Source organism: Pseudomonas sp. P179 (genome assembly GCF_000478485.2).
Lineage (GTDB): Bacteria > Pseudomonadota > Gammaproteobacteria > Pseudomonadales > Pseudomonadaceae > Pseudomonas > Pseudomonas aeruginosa.
On record NZ_KI517354.1, the window covers coordinates 1970464 to 1985684 of the forward strand.

The 15221-nt window shown below is 64.1% G+C and carries 18 protein-coding genes; 1 reads left to right on the forward strand and 17 read right to left on the reverse strand.

The window, feature by feature from the left end:
• Positions 1 to 13: 13 nt before the first annotated feature.
• The 12 genes from rlmN to trmJ form a co-directional block, all read right to left on the reverse strand.
• Positions 14 to 1153, reverse strand: coding sequence for a dual-specificity RNA methyltransferase RlmN (gene rlmN, locus HMPREF1224_RS21685; RefSeq protein ID WP_003092809.1), 1140 nt, complete (start codon positions 1151 to 1153; stop codon positions 14 to 16).
• Positions 1154 to 1177: 24 nt separating this feature from the next.
• On the reverse strand, positions 1178 to 1609 hold the full coding sequence (gene ndk, locus HMPREF1224_RS21690) for a nucleoside-diphosphate kinase (protein WP_003092811.1): 432 nt from the start codon (positions 1607 to 1609) through the stop codon (positions 1178 to 1180).
• 243 nt (positions 1610 to 1852) lie between these two features.
• Positions 1853 to 2053: a Fe-S cluster assembly protein IscX gene (iscX, locus tag HMPREF1224_RS21695; RefSeq protein ID WP_003092814.1), complete on the reverse strand. Its 201-nt coding sequence runs from the start codon at positions 2051 to 2053 to the stop codon at positions 1853 to 1855.
• A gap of 26 nt (positions 2054 to 2079) precedes the next feature.
• On the reverse strand, positions 2080 to 2418 hold the full coding sequence (gene fdx, locus HMPREF1224_RS21700) for an ISC system 2Fe-2S type ferredoxin (protein ID WP_003092818.1): 339 nt from the start codon (positions 2416 to 2418) through the stop codon (positions 2080 to 2082).
• A 6-nt stretch (positions 2419 to 2424) separates the two neighbouring features.
• Entirely contained in the window at positions 2425 to 4284 is a 1860-nt protein-coding gene (hscA, locus tag HMPREF1224_RS21705) for a Fe-S protein assembly chaperone HscA (protein WP_003100622.1), read from the reverse strand.
• A gap of 42 nt (positions 4285 to 4326) precedes the next feature.
• Positions 4327 to 4848: a co-chaperone HscB gene (hscB, locus tag HMPREF1224_RS21710; RefSeq protein ID WP_003092824.1), complete on the reverse strand. Its 522-nt coding sequence runs from the start codon at positions 4846 to 4848 to the stop codon at positions 4327 to 4329.
• A 7-nt stretch (positions 4849 to 4855) separates the two neighbouring features.
• Entirely contained in the window at positions 4856 to 5179 is a 324-nt protein-coding gene (iscA, locus tag HMPREF1224_RS21715) for an iron-sulfur cluster assembly protein IscA (protein ID WP_003100617.1), read from the reverse strand.
• 27 nt (positions 5180 to 5206) lie between these two features.
• Complete coding sequence (gene iscU, locus HMPREF1224_RS21720) at positions 5207 to 5593, reverse strand: Fe-S cluster assembly scaffold IscU (protein WP_003092829.1); 387 nt, start codon at positions 5591 to 5593, stop codon at positions 5207 to 5209.
• A gap of 35 nt (positions 5594 to 5628) precedes the next feature.
• Positions 5629 to 6843: an IscS subfamily cysteine desulfurase gene (locus tag HMPREF1224_RS21725; protein WP_003092832.1), complete on the reverse strand. Its 1215-nt coding sequence runs from the start codon at positions 6841 to 6843 to the stop codon at positions 5629 to 5631.
• A 29-nt stretch (positions 6844 to 6872) separates the two neighbouring features.
• The gene (gene iscR / locus HMPREF1224_RS21730) at positions 6873 to 7364 is read right to left on the reverse strand and encodes a Fe-S cluster assembly transcriptional regulator IscR (protein ID WP_003092836.1); all 492 of its coding nucleotides are present in this window, start codon (positions 7362 to 7364) and stop codon (positions 6873 to 6875) included.
• 144 nt (positions 7365 to 7508) lie between these two features.
• Positions 7509 to 8285 (reverse strand): serine O-acetyltransferase, encoded by a 777-nt coding sequence (gene cysE, locus HMPREF1224_RS21735; RefSeq protein WP_003100615.1) that lies wholly within the window; start codon positions 8283 to 8285, stop codon positions 7509 to 7511.
• A complete protein-coding gene (gene trmJ / locus HMPREF1224_RS21740) occupies positions 8285 to 9058 on the reverse strand; it encodes a tRNA (cytosine(32)/uridine(32)-2'-O)-methyltransferase TrmJ (RefSeq protein ID WP_003092842.1) in 774 nt (257 codons plus the stop codon). Before trmJ ends, cysE begins: the two co-directional genes overlap by 1 nt.
• A gap of 151 nt (positions 9059 to 9209) precedes the next feature.
• On the opposite strand from trmJ, the gene suhB reads away from it, so the two are divergent.
• Positions 9210 to 10025, forward strand: a complete 816-nt coding sequence (suhB, locus tag HMPREF1224_RS21745) for a type III secretion system regulator SuhB (RefSeq protein WP_003092845.1) — start codon at positions 9210 to 9212, stop codon at positions 10023 to 10025.
• A 104-nt stretch (positions 10026 to 10129) separates the two neighbouring features.
• Here the strand turns inward: suhB and HMPREF1224_RS21750 are convergent, their stop codons facing one another.
• The 5 genes from HMPREF1224_RS21750 to tgt all read right to left on the reverse strand — a co-directional run bounded on the left by HMPREF1224_RS21750 (position 10130) and on the right by tgt (position 15215).
• A complete protein-coding gene (locus HMPREF1224_RS21750; RefSeq protein WP_003092848.1) occupies positions 10130 to 10678 on the reverse strand; it encodes a glycine zipper 2TM domain-containing protein in 549 nt (182 codons plus the stop codon).
• A gap of 183 nt (positions 10679 to 10861) precedes the next feature.
• Positions 10862 to 11782, reverse strand: a complete 921-nt coding sequence (gene secF / locus HMPREF1224_RS21755; protein ID WP_003100612.1) for a protein translocase subunit SecF — start codon at positions 11780 to 11782, stop codon at positions 10862 to 10864.
• A 10-nt stretch (positions 11783 to 11792) separates the two neighbouring features.
• Positions 11793 to 13655: a protein translocase subunit SecD gene (secD, locus tag HMPREF1224_RS21760; RefSeq protein WP_003100609.1), complete on the reverse strand. Its 1863-nt coding sequence runs from the start codon at positions 13653 to 13655 to the stop codon at positions 11793 to 11795.
• Positions 13656 to 13714: 59 nt separating this feature from the next.
• Positions 13715 to 14053: a preprotein translocase subunit YajC gene (gene yajC, locus HMPREF1224_RS21765; protein WP_003092856.1), complete on the reverse strand. Its 339-nt coding sequence runs from the start codon at positions 14051 to 14053 to the stop codon at positions 13715 to 13717.
• A gap of 43 nt (positions 14054 to 14096) precedes the next feature.
• Positions 14097 to 15215 carry a tRNA guanosine(34) transglycosylase Tgt gene (tgt, locus tag HMPREF1224_RS21770; protein WP_003100607.1) on the reverse strand — a complete coding sequence of 373 codons (1119 nt, stop codon included), beginning with the start codon at positions 15213 to 15215 and terminating at the stop codon, positions 14097 to 14099.
• Positions 15216 to 15221 lie beyond the last annotated feature (6 nt).

Sequence of the window (15221 nt, forward strand, 5' to 3'; positions counted from 1 at the left end):
ACCCTCCTCTCACTCAATTTCGATTCGCCGCCGACTCGGACTCGGCCAGTTGGCGCACGGCAATATAACGTTCGCTCCGGCGGGTACGATCCATGACCTGACCAACCAGTTGGCCACAGGCCGCGTCGATGTCGTCGCCGCGGGTGGTACGCACGGTCACGTTGAAGCCGCCCTTGTGCAACATGTCCTGGAAACGCCGGATGGCATTGTTGCTCGGGCGCTCGTAGCCGGAGTGCGGGAATGGATTAAACGGAATCAGGTTGATCTTGCAAGGCGTGTCTTTCAGCAATGCGATCATCTGCTCAGCATGCTCGGGCTGATCGTTGACATCCTTGAGCAGGGTGTATTCGACGGTCAGCACGCGCTTCTCGCCGAGCCGGGAAATATACCGGCGGCAGGCATCCAGCAGCATGCCCAGCGGATATTTCTTGTTGATCGGCACCAGCTTGTTGCGCAACTCGTCGTTCGGTGCGTGCAGCGACAGGGCCAGGGACACGTCGATCACCTCGCCGAGCTTGTCGATCATCGGCACCACGCCGGAGGTGGACAGGGTCACCTTGCGCTTGGAAATACCGTAGCCGAGGTCGTCCATCATGATGTTCATGGCGGCGACCACGTTGTCGAAGTTCAGCAGCGGCTCGCCCATGCCCATCATCACGACATTGGTGATGGCGCGGTCGATCTTGGCCGGAACGGTACCGAACGACTTGTTGGCGATCCACACCTGGCCGATCACCTCGGCGGCGGTGAGGTCGCTGTTGAAACCCTGCTTGCCGGTGGAGCAGAAACTGCAATCCAGGGCGCAGCCCGCCTGGGAGGACACGCACAGGGTGCCGCGTCCGCCCTGGGGGATGTACACGGTCTCGACGCAACTGCCGGACGCCACCCGGACCACCCACTTGCGGGTGCCGTCGGCGGAAATATCCTGGCTGACGATCTCGGGACCGCGTATCTCGGCTGAGGCCTTGAGCTTTTCGCGCAAGGCCTTGCCGACGTTGGTCATGGCGTCGAAATCGTCGACGCCAAAGTGGTGAATCCACTTCATGACCTGGCCGGCCCGGAAACGCTTCTCGCCGATGGACTCGAAGAACTGTTCCAGCTGCGGCTGGGTCAGGCCCAGCAGGTTCACCTTGCCGGCGGTGGTCGTTGTCATGGTTTCACCCTCACCCACGCTCGATCAGCGAATGCGCTCGCAGACTTCGGTAGCCGCGAAGAAGTAGGCGATCTCGCGAGCGGCGGAAGCTTCGGAATCGGAACCGTGGACGGCGTTCTCGTCGATGGAGACGGCGAAGTCGGCGCGGATGGTACCGGCGTCGGCTTTCTTCGGATCGGTGGCGCCCATCAGCTCGCGGTTCTTGGCGATGGCGTCCTCGCCTTCCAGGACCTGGACTACAACCGGACCGGAAGTCATGAAGGAAACCAGGTCCTTGAAGAACGGACGCTCTTTGTGCTCGGCATAGAAGCCACCGGCTTCACGCTCGGACAGCTGAACCATTTTAGCGGCGACGACGCGCAGGCCGGCTTTCTCGAAGCGGGTCAGGATTTCGCCGATCACGTTCTTGGAAACGGCGTCCGGCTTGATGATGGACAGGGTGCGTTGCAGTGCCATTGGTAAAACTCCGAAACAAGGTTGTCTAGCATGGGCGGCCCCGCCAGCGGGGCGGGACGCCGTGATTCGTTCAGGACGCTGACGAAAACGGCCCGAAAGGGCCGGAATCAGCGTGGCTGCGCCTGGCATCGGGCCCGGCGCGCCTAGCCTGGAATGCGCCCGCGGGCGATTTCAGGCCTTACCTAAAATAAAACCCGCGAATTATACGCGGGTTCCCGGCAAATGCGTAGGGCGGGCCTATGGCTAGTCCCGTTCCTCGATCCAGGCGGCCTGGATGGCCTCCAGGACTTTCTCCCCGCTACGCTGAGGATCGTCGGAGAACTCTGGAAGTTCCACCACCCAGCGCCGCAGATCGACGAAGTTGACGTATCGCGGATCGACCTCCGGCTTGCTTTCGTCGAGCTGGATGGCGATTTCCAGCACATCGGTCCATTTCAGGCTCATTGCACGCTCCTCTACTACCGCCGGGCTCAGTGGCCTTCCGACACCTGGTTGATGGTGTACTTGGGAATCTCGACCACCAGGTCTTCGTCGGCCACCACTGCCTGGCAGGATAGCCGCGAATCGGGCTCCAGGCCCCAGGCCTTGTCCAGCATGTCGTCTTCGAGTTCGTCGGACGGCTCCATGGAGTCGAGGCCTTCGCGGACGATTACGTGGCAGGTCGTGCAGGCGCAGGATTTCTCACAGGCATGCTCGATCTCGATGCCATTGCGCAACGCGGCATCCAGGATGGTTTCGCCGGGCTTCGCCTCGAATACCGCCCCCTCGGGGCAGTGATCGGCATGGGGCAGAATCACGATCTGCGGCATCTTCGCTTATTCCTCGATTTCGTTGAGCCGGCGGCCGGAGAGCGCGGCCTTGACGGTCGCGTCCATCCGCCGTGCGGCGAAAGCGTCGGTCACCTGGGACAGGCGCTTGATCTGGTTCTCGATGGCCGCGGTGTCGCTACCACCGGCCAGTTCACGCAAAGTGTCCATCTGCGCCGCGATGGCCAGGCGCTCCTCTTCGTCCAGGAGCCGCTCGCCGTCGACGTCCAGCGCCGACTGCACGGCCTCCAGCAGCCGCTGCGCCTCGACCTGCTGTTCGCGCAGGGCGCGGGCAGCCTTGTCGTCGCCGGCGTAGTCGAAGGAGTCCTTGAGCATCCGCGCGATCTCGCCGTCGGTCAGCCCATAGGACGGCTTGACCTGGATGCTGGCCTCGACGCCGGAACTCAGTTCGCGTGCGGACACGCCGAGCAAGCCGTCGGCGTCGACCTGGAAGGTCACCCGGATTTTCGCCGCGCCCGCCACCATCGGCGGAATGCCGCGCAGCTCGAAGCGCGCCAGCGAACGACAATCCTTCACCAGCTCGCGCTCGCCCTGCAGCACGTGGATCATCATGGCCGTCTGGCCGTCCTTGTAGGTGGTGAACTCCTGGGCGCGCGCCACCGGGATGGTGGTATTGCGCGGAATCACCTTCTCCATCAGCCCGCCCATGGTTTCCAGGCCGAGCGACAGCGGAATGACGTCCAGCAGCAGCAATTCCTCGCCGCGCTTGTTGCCGGCCAGGGCATCGGCCTGGATGGCCGCGCCGATGGCGACCACCTGGTCCGGATCGATATCGGTCAGCGGCTCGCAGCCGAACAACTCGCCAACCGCCGTGCGCACACGGGGCACGCGGGTCGAGCCACCGACCATCACCACCGAGCGGATTTCTTCCAGATCGACACCGGAGTCGCGCACCGCTCGGCGGCAGGACTTCAGGCTGCGAGCGACGAACGGCTCGATCAACTCGTCGAGCGTCGCCCGGCTCAGCTCGCCGCTCCAGTCGCCGTAGGCGACCCGGACCGACGCCTCGTCGGTAAGACGCTCCTTGGCCGCACAGGCGATTTGCAGCAACTGCCGCTGGCTGCCCGGGTCCAGATCGGCAGAAAGGCCAGCCTGCTCGATCACCCAGCCAGCGATGGCATGGTCGAAGTCGTCGCCGCCCAGGGCCGTATCGCCGCCGGTGGCCAGGACTTCGAAGACACCGCGGGTCAGGCGCAGGATGGAAATGTCGAAGGTTCCGCCACCCAGGTCATAGATGGCCACCAGGCCTTCCGCGCCCTTGTCCAGGCCGTAGGCCACGGCGGCGGCGGTCGGCTCGTTGAGCAGGCGCAGGACGTTCAGTCCGGCCAGGCGCGCGGCATCCTTGGTAGCCTGGCGCTGGGCGTCGTCGAAATAGGCCGGCACAGTGATCACCGCACCCACCAGCTCGCCACCGAGGGTGGTTTCGGCGCGCTGGCGCAGCTCACGCAGGATGTCCGCCGAGACTTCCACAGGACTCTTCAACCCCTGTACGGTCTCGATGAAGGGCATGTGCGACTCGCCCTGGCGGAAGCGGTAGGGCAATTGCTCGCCCAGTTGCTTGACGTCCTCCAGGCCGCGCCCCATCAGGCGCTTGACCGAAATGACGGTATTGAAGGGATCCTCCGCGGCGGCCGCGCGGGCGCTCTCGCCCACTTCCGCCCGCTCGGCGTGATAACGCACCGCGGAAGGCAGGATCAGGCGTCCCTGCGCATCCGGCAAGGGCTCGGCGACGCCGCTACGCACCGCGGCGACCAGCGAATTGGTGGTACCCAGGTCGATCCCAACCGCCAGGCGACGCTCATGGGGCTTGGGACTCTGACCGGGCTCGGCGATCTGCAGTAGGGCCATGCTCTGTCTTAACTATGGGGTGCGGCCCGGGGGCCGCAGGGATTAATCGTCGAGTCGCTCTTCCAGCTGGCGCACTTCCTGCGCGAGCTTGTCGAGGAACTGCATGCGACGGACCAGGCGTTCGGCCTCTTCGCGGCGCTGCGCATCGTCCCAGCACGCGGCGAACTCACGCTCCAGCTCGGCCTGGGCGGCCTTGAGCCGACGCTTGAAGGTCGCCACGCCGGCCAGGTCGGCGCTGTCCTGCAACTCCTCCAGTTCCTCGCGCAGCTGCATCTGCTGCAGGAGAAACTCCGGATCCTGCACCGTAGCCTCCAAGGGCAACTCGTGACCACTCAGGGTCAACAGGTACAGGGCCCGGCGCGGAGCGCTCTTCAGGGTCTGGTAGGCCTCGTTCAGTTGCGCCGCGCGTTCCAGGGCGAGACGCTGCTCGCGCTCGGGAGCGTCGGCGAAACGGTCGGGATGGACGCTGCGCACCAACTCGCGATAGCGCTGGCCGAGCTCGTCGAGATCGACCAGGAAAGCCGGTTGCAGGTCGAACTGGGCGAAATGACAGGGTTTACCCACGCCGGCCTCAGACGTTGAAGCTTTCGCCGCAGCCGCATTCGCCACGAACGTTGGGATTGTTGAACTTGAAGCCTTCGTTGAGCCCTTCGCGAGTGAAGTCCAGCTCGGTGCCATCGAGATAGACCAGGCTTTTCGGGTCGATGATGACCTTCACGCCATGGCTCTCGAAGACCAGGTCCTCGGCCGCCAGTTCATCGACGAATTCGAGGACATAGGCAAGCCCGGAACAGCCAGTGGTGCGCACGCCAAGACGGATACCCTCGCCCTTGCCGCGCCCCTCGAGGGAGCGCTGCACGTGTTTGGCGGCGGCTTCGGTCATGCTGATGGCCATTGCAACTCCTTACTCGTCACGAGCGGCTTAGAGCAAACCCTTCTTCTGCTTGTAGTCGCGAACGGCGGCCTTGATGGCGTCTTCGGCGAGAACGGAGCAGTGGATCTTCACCGGCGGCAGGGCCAGCTCTTCGGCGATGGTGGTGTTCTTGATGGTTTCCGCCTCGTCCAGGGTCTTGCCCTTCATCCACTCGGTGGCGAGGGAGCTGGAGGCGATCGCGGAACCGCAACCGTAGGTCTTGAACTTGGCGTCTTCGATCACGCCCTGCTCGTTGACCTTGATCTGCAGGCGCATCACGTCGCCGCAGGCCGGCGCGCCGACCATGCCGGTGCCGACGTTGGGATCGGCAGCGTCGAGCTTGCCGACGTTGCGCGGGTTTTCGTAGTGGTCGATGACCTTTTCGCTATATGCCATGGCTAATCCTCACGTTTTTCCGGGGCACGAGGCGCTCAGTGCGCCTGCCATTCGACCTGGGACAGGTCGACGCCCTCTTTGTACATATCCCACAGCGGCGACAGTTCGCGCAGCTTGGAAACGGCCTCGACCACCTTCTTCGCGGCATAGTCGATCTCTTCCTCGGTGGTGAAGCGACCGAAGGTGAAGCGGATGGAGCTATGCGCCAGTTCGTCGTTGCGGCCCAGGGCGCGCAATACGTAGGACGGTTCCAGGGACGCCGAGGTACAGGCCGAACCGGAGGAGACCGCGAGGTCCTTGAGCGCCATGATCAGCGACTCGCCCTCGACGTAGTTGAAGCTGACGTTGAGGTTGTGCGGGACGCGGGAGGTCATGCTGCCGTTGATGTAGAGCTCTTCCAGGCCGTCGATCTGCGCGAAGAAGCGGTCGCGGAGCGCCAGCACGCGGGCGTTCTCCTGGGCCATTTCTTCCTTGGCGATGCGGAACGCCTCGCCCATGCCGACGATCTGGTGGGTGGCCAGGGTGCCGGAACGCATGCCGCGCTCATGGCCGCCACCGTGCATCTGACCCTCGATGCGGACGCGCGGCTTGCGCCGGACGTAGAGCGCGCCAATGCCTTTCGGGCCGTAGGTCTTGTGCGCGGAGAAGGACATCAGGTCGACCTTGAGCTTGTCCAGGTCGATCTCGACCTTGCCGGTCGACTGTGCGGCGTCGACGTGGAACAGCACGCCGCGGGAGCGGGTCAGCTCGCCGATGGCGGCGATGTCGTTGACGGTGCCGATCTCGTTGTTCACGTGCATGACCGAGACCAGGATGGTGTCGTCACGCAGCGCCGCCTCGACCAGAGCCGGAGTGATCAGACCATCTTCTCCCGGCTCCAGGTAGGTCACTTCGAAACCTTCGCGCTCCAGCTGGCGACAGGTGTCGAGGACCGCCTTGTGCTCGATCTTCGAGGTGATGATGTGCTTGCCCTTGCCCGAGTAGAAGTGCGCGACGCCCTTGATCGCCAGGTTGTCGGACTCGGTGGCGCCGGAGGTCCAGACGATCTCGCGGGGATCGGCGTTGACCAGTTCGGCCACCTGGCGACGGGCGTTCTCCACGGCTTCTTCGGCTTTCCAGCCGAACACGTGGGAACGCGAAGCCGGGTTGCCGAAGTTACCGTCCATCAGCAGGCATTCGCTCATTTTCTGGGCGACGCGGGGATCGACGGGAGTGGTCGCGGAGTAATCGAGGTAGATCGGCAATTTCATCAGGTAACTCCTACAGGCTGGCGCCCTGCTCAGTCGATGGCGGACGCTTCAATCTTGTCGAGACGAGGCGTCTTGCCTGAGCAACGGCGTTCGTCCTGGCGCAGCGCGACCTCCTGGACCTCCTGGCGGCTGACCAGATCGGCCAGGCTGATGCCGCTGAGGAACTCATGGATCTGCAAACTGAGGTCGCACCACAGGTGGTGGGTCAGACAGGTATCGCCGGAGTGGCAATCGCCCTGCCCCTGGCAGCGGGTCGCGTCGACGGATTCGTTGACCGCGTCGATCACCTGCGCCACATGGATGCCCGACATATGGCGGGACAGCTGGTAGCCGCCGCCCGGGCCGCGCACGCTGGTCACCAGGTTGCCACGGCGCAACTTGGCGAACAGCTGTTCGAGATAGGACAGGGAAATGCCTTGGCGTTCGGAGATATCGGCCAGCGAGACCGGACCTTGCTGAGCATGCAGCGCCAGGTCGAGCATGGCGGTTACGGCGTAGCGGCCTTTGGTGGTCAGACGCATGGGCTTTTCCCATCGGGATCATTCGGGGTTGACGCGGATTATGCTCTTATCCGAGTAATTAGGTCAACTATAAGACCGATCAAATTACTCAGGATTAGGCAAATTCAGGGCGCTACATGCTAGCAGAAAGCCGCCGGCCGCGCATTACGCGGCCGGATTGCCGTCCTCGTCCTTGACTCCGGCGAAATCTTCCTCGCGCAATACCGGCAGGTCCTTCGCGCAGTAGTCGCTACCCAGGGCGGTGAGCGCCTGGCACATGCCCTCGAGCCGGCCGTCGACGGCCTGCAGGTGATCGAGCAACTGACCAATGGCACGCGCCACCGGGTCCGGCATGTCCTGGCTGACCCCATAGGCATCGAAGCCGAGCTTCTCCGCCATCGCCTGGCGCTTGGCCTGCTGCTCGGAGTCCTCGCGCATGATGATCCGCCCGGGAATGCCGACCACGGTGGCACCCGGCGGGACTTCCTTGGTCACCACGGCGTTGGAGCCGACCTTGGCGCCCTCGCCGACGGTGAACGGGCCGAGCACCTTGGCACCGGCACCGACCACCACGTTGTTGCCGAGGGTGGGGTGGCGCTTGCCCTTGTTCCAGGTGGTACCGCCCAGGGTGACGCCCTGATAGAGGGTGACGTCGTCGCCGATCTCGGCGGTTTCGCCGATGACGATGCCCATGCCGTGGTCGATGAAGAAGCGCCGGCCGATCCTGGCCCCCGGGTGGATCTCGATGCCGGTCATCCAGCGGCCGAAATTGGACACCAGGCGCGCCAGCCACTTCCAGCCGGACGTCCACAAGCCGTGGGCCAGCCGATGCAGCCAGACGGCGTGCAGGCCCGGATAACAGGTGAGGACCTCGAGTGCGTTGCGAGCCGCCGGATCACGGTGGAATACGCTTTGGATATCTTCACGCACACGTTCGAACATCAGTCGTCACTCCGCTTGTAGGACAGGCCTCGGGCCACCTTCTGGGTTTCGGTCAGGATCCCGCGCAGGATATTCATTTCCAGCTTGCTGATCGCGCTGCGCCCATACAGGCGCCGCAACCGCGACATCAGGTGGCGCGGCTTCTCCGGATCGAGGAAGCCGATATCGATCAGCGTCCTCTCCAGATGCGCGTAATAGAGTTCCAGCTCGTCGGCCGTCACCAGCTCGGTGTTGAGCATCGAGGTGGACTCGAACTTTTCCATCTTGGTCGGCTTGCCCTGGGCCGCCAGCCACGCCATGCGCACCTCGTAGGTGAGCACCTGGACCGCGGCCGCCAGGTTCAGCGAGCCGAACTCGGGATCGGAGGGGATATGCACATGGAACTGGCAGCGCTGCAATTCTTCGTTGGTCAAACCCGCATATTCGCGCCCGAATACCAGGGCCACCTCGCCATTCGCCTCCAGGTGCTCCAGGCAGGTCGTCGCGCACTCGCGCGGATCCAGCAGCGGCCAGGGAATCCGCCGGTCGCGGGCGCTGGTGCCGAGCACCACGCTGCAGCCGCTCAGGGCCTCTTCCAGGGTGTCCACCACCCTTGCGGCGTCGAGGATGTCGGTGGCGCCGGAAGCCCGCGCCACCGCGTCGCCGTGGGGAAAGCTTTCCGGCTGCACCAGCACCAGTTGCGACAGGCCCATGTTCTTCATGGCACGGGCCGCCCCGCCGATGTTGCCGGGATGACTGGTGTTGACCAACACCACACGAATACGGTCGAGCAACGCCGATGCTCTCCAACGCCAAGTTACTGAAGGGTGTGAAATCCTACAGCAGAGGTCAGCTTTATACCATGCGGCCGACAGGTCGCCCTTCAAACGCCATCGGTTTCTGCTAGAATGGCCGGCTTTCTTTAACGACCCAGGTGACCTCTCCATGCAGCCTATGCTGAATATCGCCCTGCGCGCCGCTCGCAGCGCCGGTGAACTGATTTTCCGCTCCATCGAACGCCTGGATGTCATCTCGGTCAACGAGAAGGATGCCAAGGACTACGTGACCGAAGTCGATCGCGCCGCCGAGCAGACCATCGTCGCCGCGCTGCGCAAGGCCTATCCGACTCACGCGATCATGGGCGAGGAAGGCGGCTTCATCGAAGGCAGCGGCGAGGGTGCCGACTACCTCTGGGTGATCGATCCGCTGGACGGCACCACCAACTTCATCCATGGCGTACCGCACTTCGCCGTGAGCATCGCCTGCAAGTACAAGGGCCGCCTGGAGCACGCCGTGGTCCTCGACCCGGTGCGCCAGGAAGAATTCACCGCCAGCCGCGGCCGCGGCGCCGCCCTCAACGGTCGTCGCCTGCGCGTCAGCGGCCGCAAGAGCCTGGAAGGCGCCCTGCTCGGCACCGGGTTCCCGTTCCGCGACAACCAGATCGACAATCTCGACAACTACCTGAACATGTTCCGCAGCCTGGTCGGCCAGACCGCCGGCATCCGCCGCGCCGGCGCCGCCAGCCTGGACCTGGCCTACGTCGCCGCCGGACGCTACGACGCCTTCTGGGAATTCGGCCTGTCCGAATGGGACATGGCGGCAGGCGCCCTGCTGGTACAGGAAGCCGGCGGCCTGGTGAGCGACTTCACCGGCAGCCACGAATTCCTCGAGAAGGGTCACATCGTCGCCGGCAACACCAAATGCTTCAAGGCACTGCTGACCACCATCCAGCCGCACCTGCCGCCGTCGCTGAAGCGCTGATCCGCCGCTGACGAAGAACCCGGCCTGGCGCCGGGTTTTTCATCTCCATGAAAATGCACAAGGGCGCCCGCGGGCGCCCTTGTGCATCATTGCGACAGCCAGGCTCAGCGCAGCGTTTCGCCCTGGCTGAGGATCAGCCGGCCATTCTTGTCGACCGGGATCTGGCTGCCCGGATCGCGCTCCATGCGGATCTGCCCGGCCTTGCCGTCGAGCATGTACTTCACGTCATAGCCGACGACCTTCTCGCTGCTGTCGTGCACGGTGCTGCAGCGGGTTTCGGTGGTGGTGTAGGTGTCACGCTCCTGCATGCCTTCCTGCACCTTGTTGCCGGCGTAGCCGCCGCCGACGGCGCCGGCCACGGTGGCGATCTTCTTGCCGGTACCGCCGCCGATCTGGTTGCCCAGCAAGCCGCCGACCACCGCACCGATGGCGGTACCGGCGATCTGGTGCTGGTCCTTGACCGGACGCTGGCGGGTCACGGCCACGTCCTTGCAGACCTGGCGCGGCGTCTTGATGGTTTCCTTGACCGGCTGGACAGCGACGACCTCGGCGTAGTCGGGACCGCGATCCACCAGGCTATAGGTGGCTACCGCGCCACCTGCGGTCACGCCTACGGCACCCAGAACGGCCCCGACGAGCATCGACTTGTTCACATGTACCTCCTGGCTTTCATCCAATGCGGGCTATGTTCGCCCTTTGCCTTGCCTAGGACTGGGCAAAAACCACCAAGTTCCAGGCTCCCGACAAACGTTTCGTTGGCGCAGATACGAAAACTCCCGCCAAAAGCGGGAGTCCTCGAGTGACCGGCAGGCGCCGGAGTGCCGAACCAGAGCGCCTCAGGGGCGATCGTCGACGGTATCCTTGGCCTGCGGCGGGATCAGGTCCTCGCTGGTCAGGTTCAGCCAGATCAATACCACGTTGGCGATGTAGATCGACGAGTAGGTACCCGCCATTACACCGACGAACAGGGCGATGGAGAAACCGAACAGGTTGTCGCCGCCGAAGAACAGCAGCGCGGCGATAGCCAGCAGCGTGGAAACCGAGGTGGCGATGGTACGCAACAGGGTCTGGCTGGTGGAGATGTTCAGGTTCTCGACCAGATCGGCCTTGCGCAGCACGCGGAAGTTCTCGCGCACCCGGTCGAAGATCACGATGGTGTCGTTCAGCGAGTAACCGACCACCGCCAGCACAGCGGCGAGGACGGTCAGGTCGAAGGTCACCTGGAAGAACGACAGCACGCCCATCACGATGATCGCATCGTGCACCAGCGAGAGGATCGCACCGAGGGCGAACTTCCACTGGAAGCGGAAGCCGACGTACAGCAGGATGCCGCCCAGCGCCAGGAGCATGCCGAGGCCGCCCTGGTCGCGCAGTTCTTCACCCACCTGCGGGCCGACGTACTCGACCCGCTTCAGGTTCGCCGGGTTGCCGGCATCGGCCTGCTGCAAGGCGGTAGCGACCTTCTTGCCCAGTTCCGGGTCCTCGCTGGGCATCCGCACCAGCACGTCGCGGGCGTCGCCGAAGCTCTGCACCACGGCGTCCTCGTAGCCGGCGCCGACCAGTTGACCACGCACCTTGCCGAGATCGGCCGGTTGTTCGTAGGTCAGCTCGATCAGCGTACCGCCGGTGAAGTCGAGGCCGAAGTTGATGCCCTTGGTGAACCAGCTGCCCAGGGCGATGACGGTCAGGATCAGGGTGACGGCAAACGCGACGTTGCGGATGCCCATGAAGTTGATGGTACCGATCTTGATATTCATCTCAGTCCCCTTAGATCCACAGCTTCTTGAAGTCACGCCCGCCGAAGATCAGGTTGACCATTGCGCGGGTGACCATGATGGCCGTGAACATCGAGGTGATGATGCCGAGCGACATGGTCACGGCAAATCCTTTCACCGGGCCGGTGCCCATGGCGTAGAGGATGCCGCCGACCAGCAGCGAGGTCAGGTTGGCGTCGAGGATCGCGGTGAAGGCACGGTTGAAGCCTTCGTGGATCGCCCTCTGGACCGACATGCCATTGGCCAGTTCCTCGCGTATCCGCGAGAAGATCAGCACGTTGGCGTCCACCGCCATGCCCATGGTCAGCACGATACCGGCGATGCCCGGCAGGGTCAGGGTCGCGCCGAGGATCGACATCAGCGCCACCAGCATGACCATGTTGAAAGCCAGCGCAACGGTGGCGATCACGCCGAAGAAACGGTAGATGACGATGATGAACAGCGATACGAAGAGCATGCCCCAGAGCGACGCATCGATACCCTTGGCGATGTTGTCCGCCCCCAGGCTCGGGCCGATGGTGCGTTCTTCGGCGAAGTACATCGGCGCAGCCAGGCCGCCGGCACGCAGCAGCAGGGCCAGCTCGGAGGACTCGCCCGGGCCATCGAGGCCGGTGATACGGAACTGGTTGCCCAGCGGCGACTGGATGGTCGCCAGGCTGATGATCTGCTTCTCTTCCTTGAACGCCGGAACCGCGACCTCCTTCTCGACGCCATCGACCATCTGCTTGGTGTAGCGGGTCACCGGCTTCTGCTCGATGAACACCACCGCCATGCTGCGGCCGACGTTGTTGCGGGTGGCGCGGTTCATCAGCTCGCCGCCATGGCCATCCAGGCGGATGTTCACCTGCGGGCGGCCGTTCTCGTCGAAACTGGCGCTGGCGTCGGTGACCTGGTCGCCGGTGATGATCACCCCGCGCTCCAGCGGCACCGGCGGACGGCGCGGCTCGCGGAACTCGAAGGTCTCGGTGGCGGACTTGAGGGCGTCCGGCTCGGCGGCCAGGCGGAATTCGAGGTTGGCGGTCTTGCCGAGGATTCGCTTGGCTTCCGCGGTGTCCTGCACGCCCGGCAGCTCGACCACGATGCGATTGGCGCCCTGGCGCTGCACCAGCGGCTCGGATACGCCCAGCTCGTTGACCCGGTTGCGGACGGTGGTGAGGTTCTGCTTGATGGAGTATTCGCGGATTTCCGCCAGTTTGGCCTGGGTCAGGGCGACGCGCAGGACCTGCAGGCCGTTGCGCTCTTCGGGCACGACCTCGAAATCGCGGAAGTCCTTGGCGATCAGGCTGCGCGCCTTGTCCAGGGATTCGCTGTCGGTGAAACCGAGCTGGATCGCGCGATCCTGGATCGGCAGGCTGCGGTAGCGCACGCGCTCCTTGCGCAGCAGGCTCTTCACTTCGCTTTCATAGACCTTCAGGCGGGCATCGACCGCCTTGTCCATGTCCACTTCCAGCAGGAAGTGCACACCGCCGGACAGATCCAGGCCGAGCTTCATCGGGCTGCCGCCCAGCTTGCGCAGCCACTCGGGAGTGGTCTGGGCCAGGTTCAGCGCCACCACGTAGTCGTCGCCCAGGGTCCGGCGCACCACTTCCTTGGCGGGAAGCTGGTCGTCCTGCTTGACCAGGCGGATCAGGCCGCCCTTCTTCGACAGGCTGTCGGCCTTCACCGCGATACCGGCGTCGGTCAGCGCCTTGGCAGCGCGGTCGACATCGGCCTGGGTGACCTGCAGCGCCGTGCTGGCGCCGCTGATCTGCACCGCCGGGTCGTCCGGGTAGAGGTTGGGTGCGGAATAGATGAACCCGACGGCGAGGACCGCCAGGATCAGCAGATATTTCCACAGAGGATACTTGTTGAGCATGACACCGCCCGTTATGACGCGGGGCGCCTTGCGCGCCCCGTCATGTGTTTAGGTGAAAATCAGATCGCTTTCAGGGTGCCTTTCGGCAGGGTCGCGGCAATCGCGGCCTTCTGGAACTTCAGCTCGACGTTGTCGGAAACCTCGACGACGACGAAATCGTCGGCGACCTTGGTCACCTTGCCGGCGATACCGCCGGAAGTGACGACTTCGTCACCTTTTTGCAGGTTGCCCAGCAGGTTCTTGTGTTCCTTGGCGCGCTTGGCCTGGGGACGCCAGATCATCAGGTAGAAGATGACCAGGAAACCAACCAGGAAGACCCACTCGAAACCGGTGCCGGCCGGGCCAGCGGCTGCCGGAGCGGCTGCGTCGGCGTAGGCAGCGGGAATTAGAAAGCTCATGTAGCACTCCTGTCACAAAGCAATAGAGTTGGATAAAGGAAAGTCAGGCATCCAGCGGCGGCGTGGGAAGGCCGCGCTTGGCATAGAAGGCATCGACAAAGGCGGCCAATGTACCCTGTTGGATTGCCTCGCGCAAACCAGCCATAACCCGCTGATAATGCCGCAAGTTGTGGATGGTATTGAGCATGCTACCGAGCATTTCCCCGCACTTGTCCAAGTGGTGCAGATAGGCGCGGGAAAAATGTTTGCAGGTGTAACAGTCGCAGGTCGGGTCGAGCGTGGAGTCGTCGTGCTTGTGTACCGAGTTGCGGATCTTGATCACCCCGCTGTCGACGAACAGGTGGCCGTTGCGCGCATTGCGCGTCGGCATCACGCAGTCGAACATGTCCACGCCGCGGCGCACGCCTTCCACCAGGTCTTCCGGCTTGCCCACGCCCATCAGGTAGCGCGGCTTGTCGGCCGGCATCTGCGGCGGCAGGAAATCGAGCACGCGGATCATCTCTTCCTTCGGCTCGCCCACCGACAAACCACCGATGGCCAGGCCGTCGAAGCCGATCTCCTGCAAGCCATCCAGCGAGCGCAGGCGCAGGTCCTCGTGCATACCGCCCTGGACGATGCCGAACAGCGCCGACGGGCTATCGCCATGGGCGATCTTCGAGCGCTTGGCCCAGCGCAGCGACAGCTCCATGGAGCGCTTGGCGACGTCATGGTCGGCCGGGTACGGCGTGCATTCGTCGAAGATCATCACGATGTCCGAGCCCAGGGCGCGTTGCACCGCCATGGACTCCTCCGGCCCCATGAAGACCTTGGCGCCGTCCACCGGCGAGGCGAAGGTCACGCCCTCCTCCTTGATCTTGCGCATGGCTCCCAGGCTGAACACCTGGAAACCGCCGGAATCGGTGAGGATCGGGCCTTTCCACTGCATGAAGTCGTGCAGGTCGCCGTGGCGCTGGATCACCTCGGTGCCCGGGCGCAACCAGAGATGGAAGGTGTTGCCGAGGATGATCTGCGCGCCGATGTCCTCGATGTCGCGCGGCAACATGCCCTTCACCGTGCCGTAGGTGCCCACCGGCATGAAGGCCGGGGTCTCGACCACGCCGCGGGGGAAGGTCAGGCGGCCGCGACGGGCCTTGCCGTCGGTCGCCAGCAGCTCGAAGTTCATGAAGCT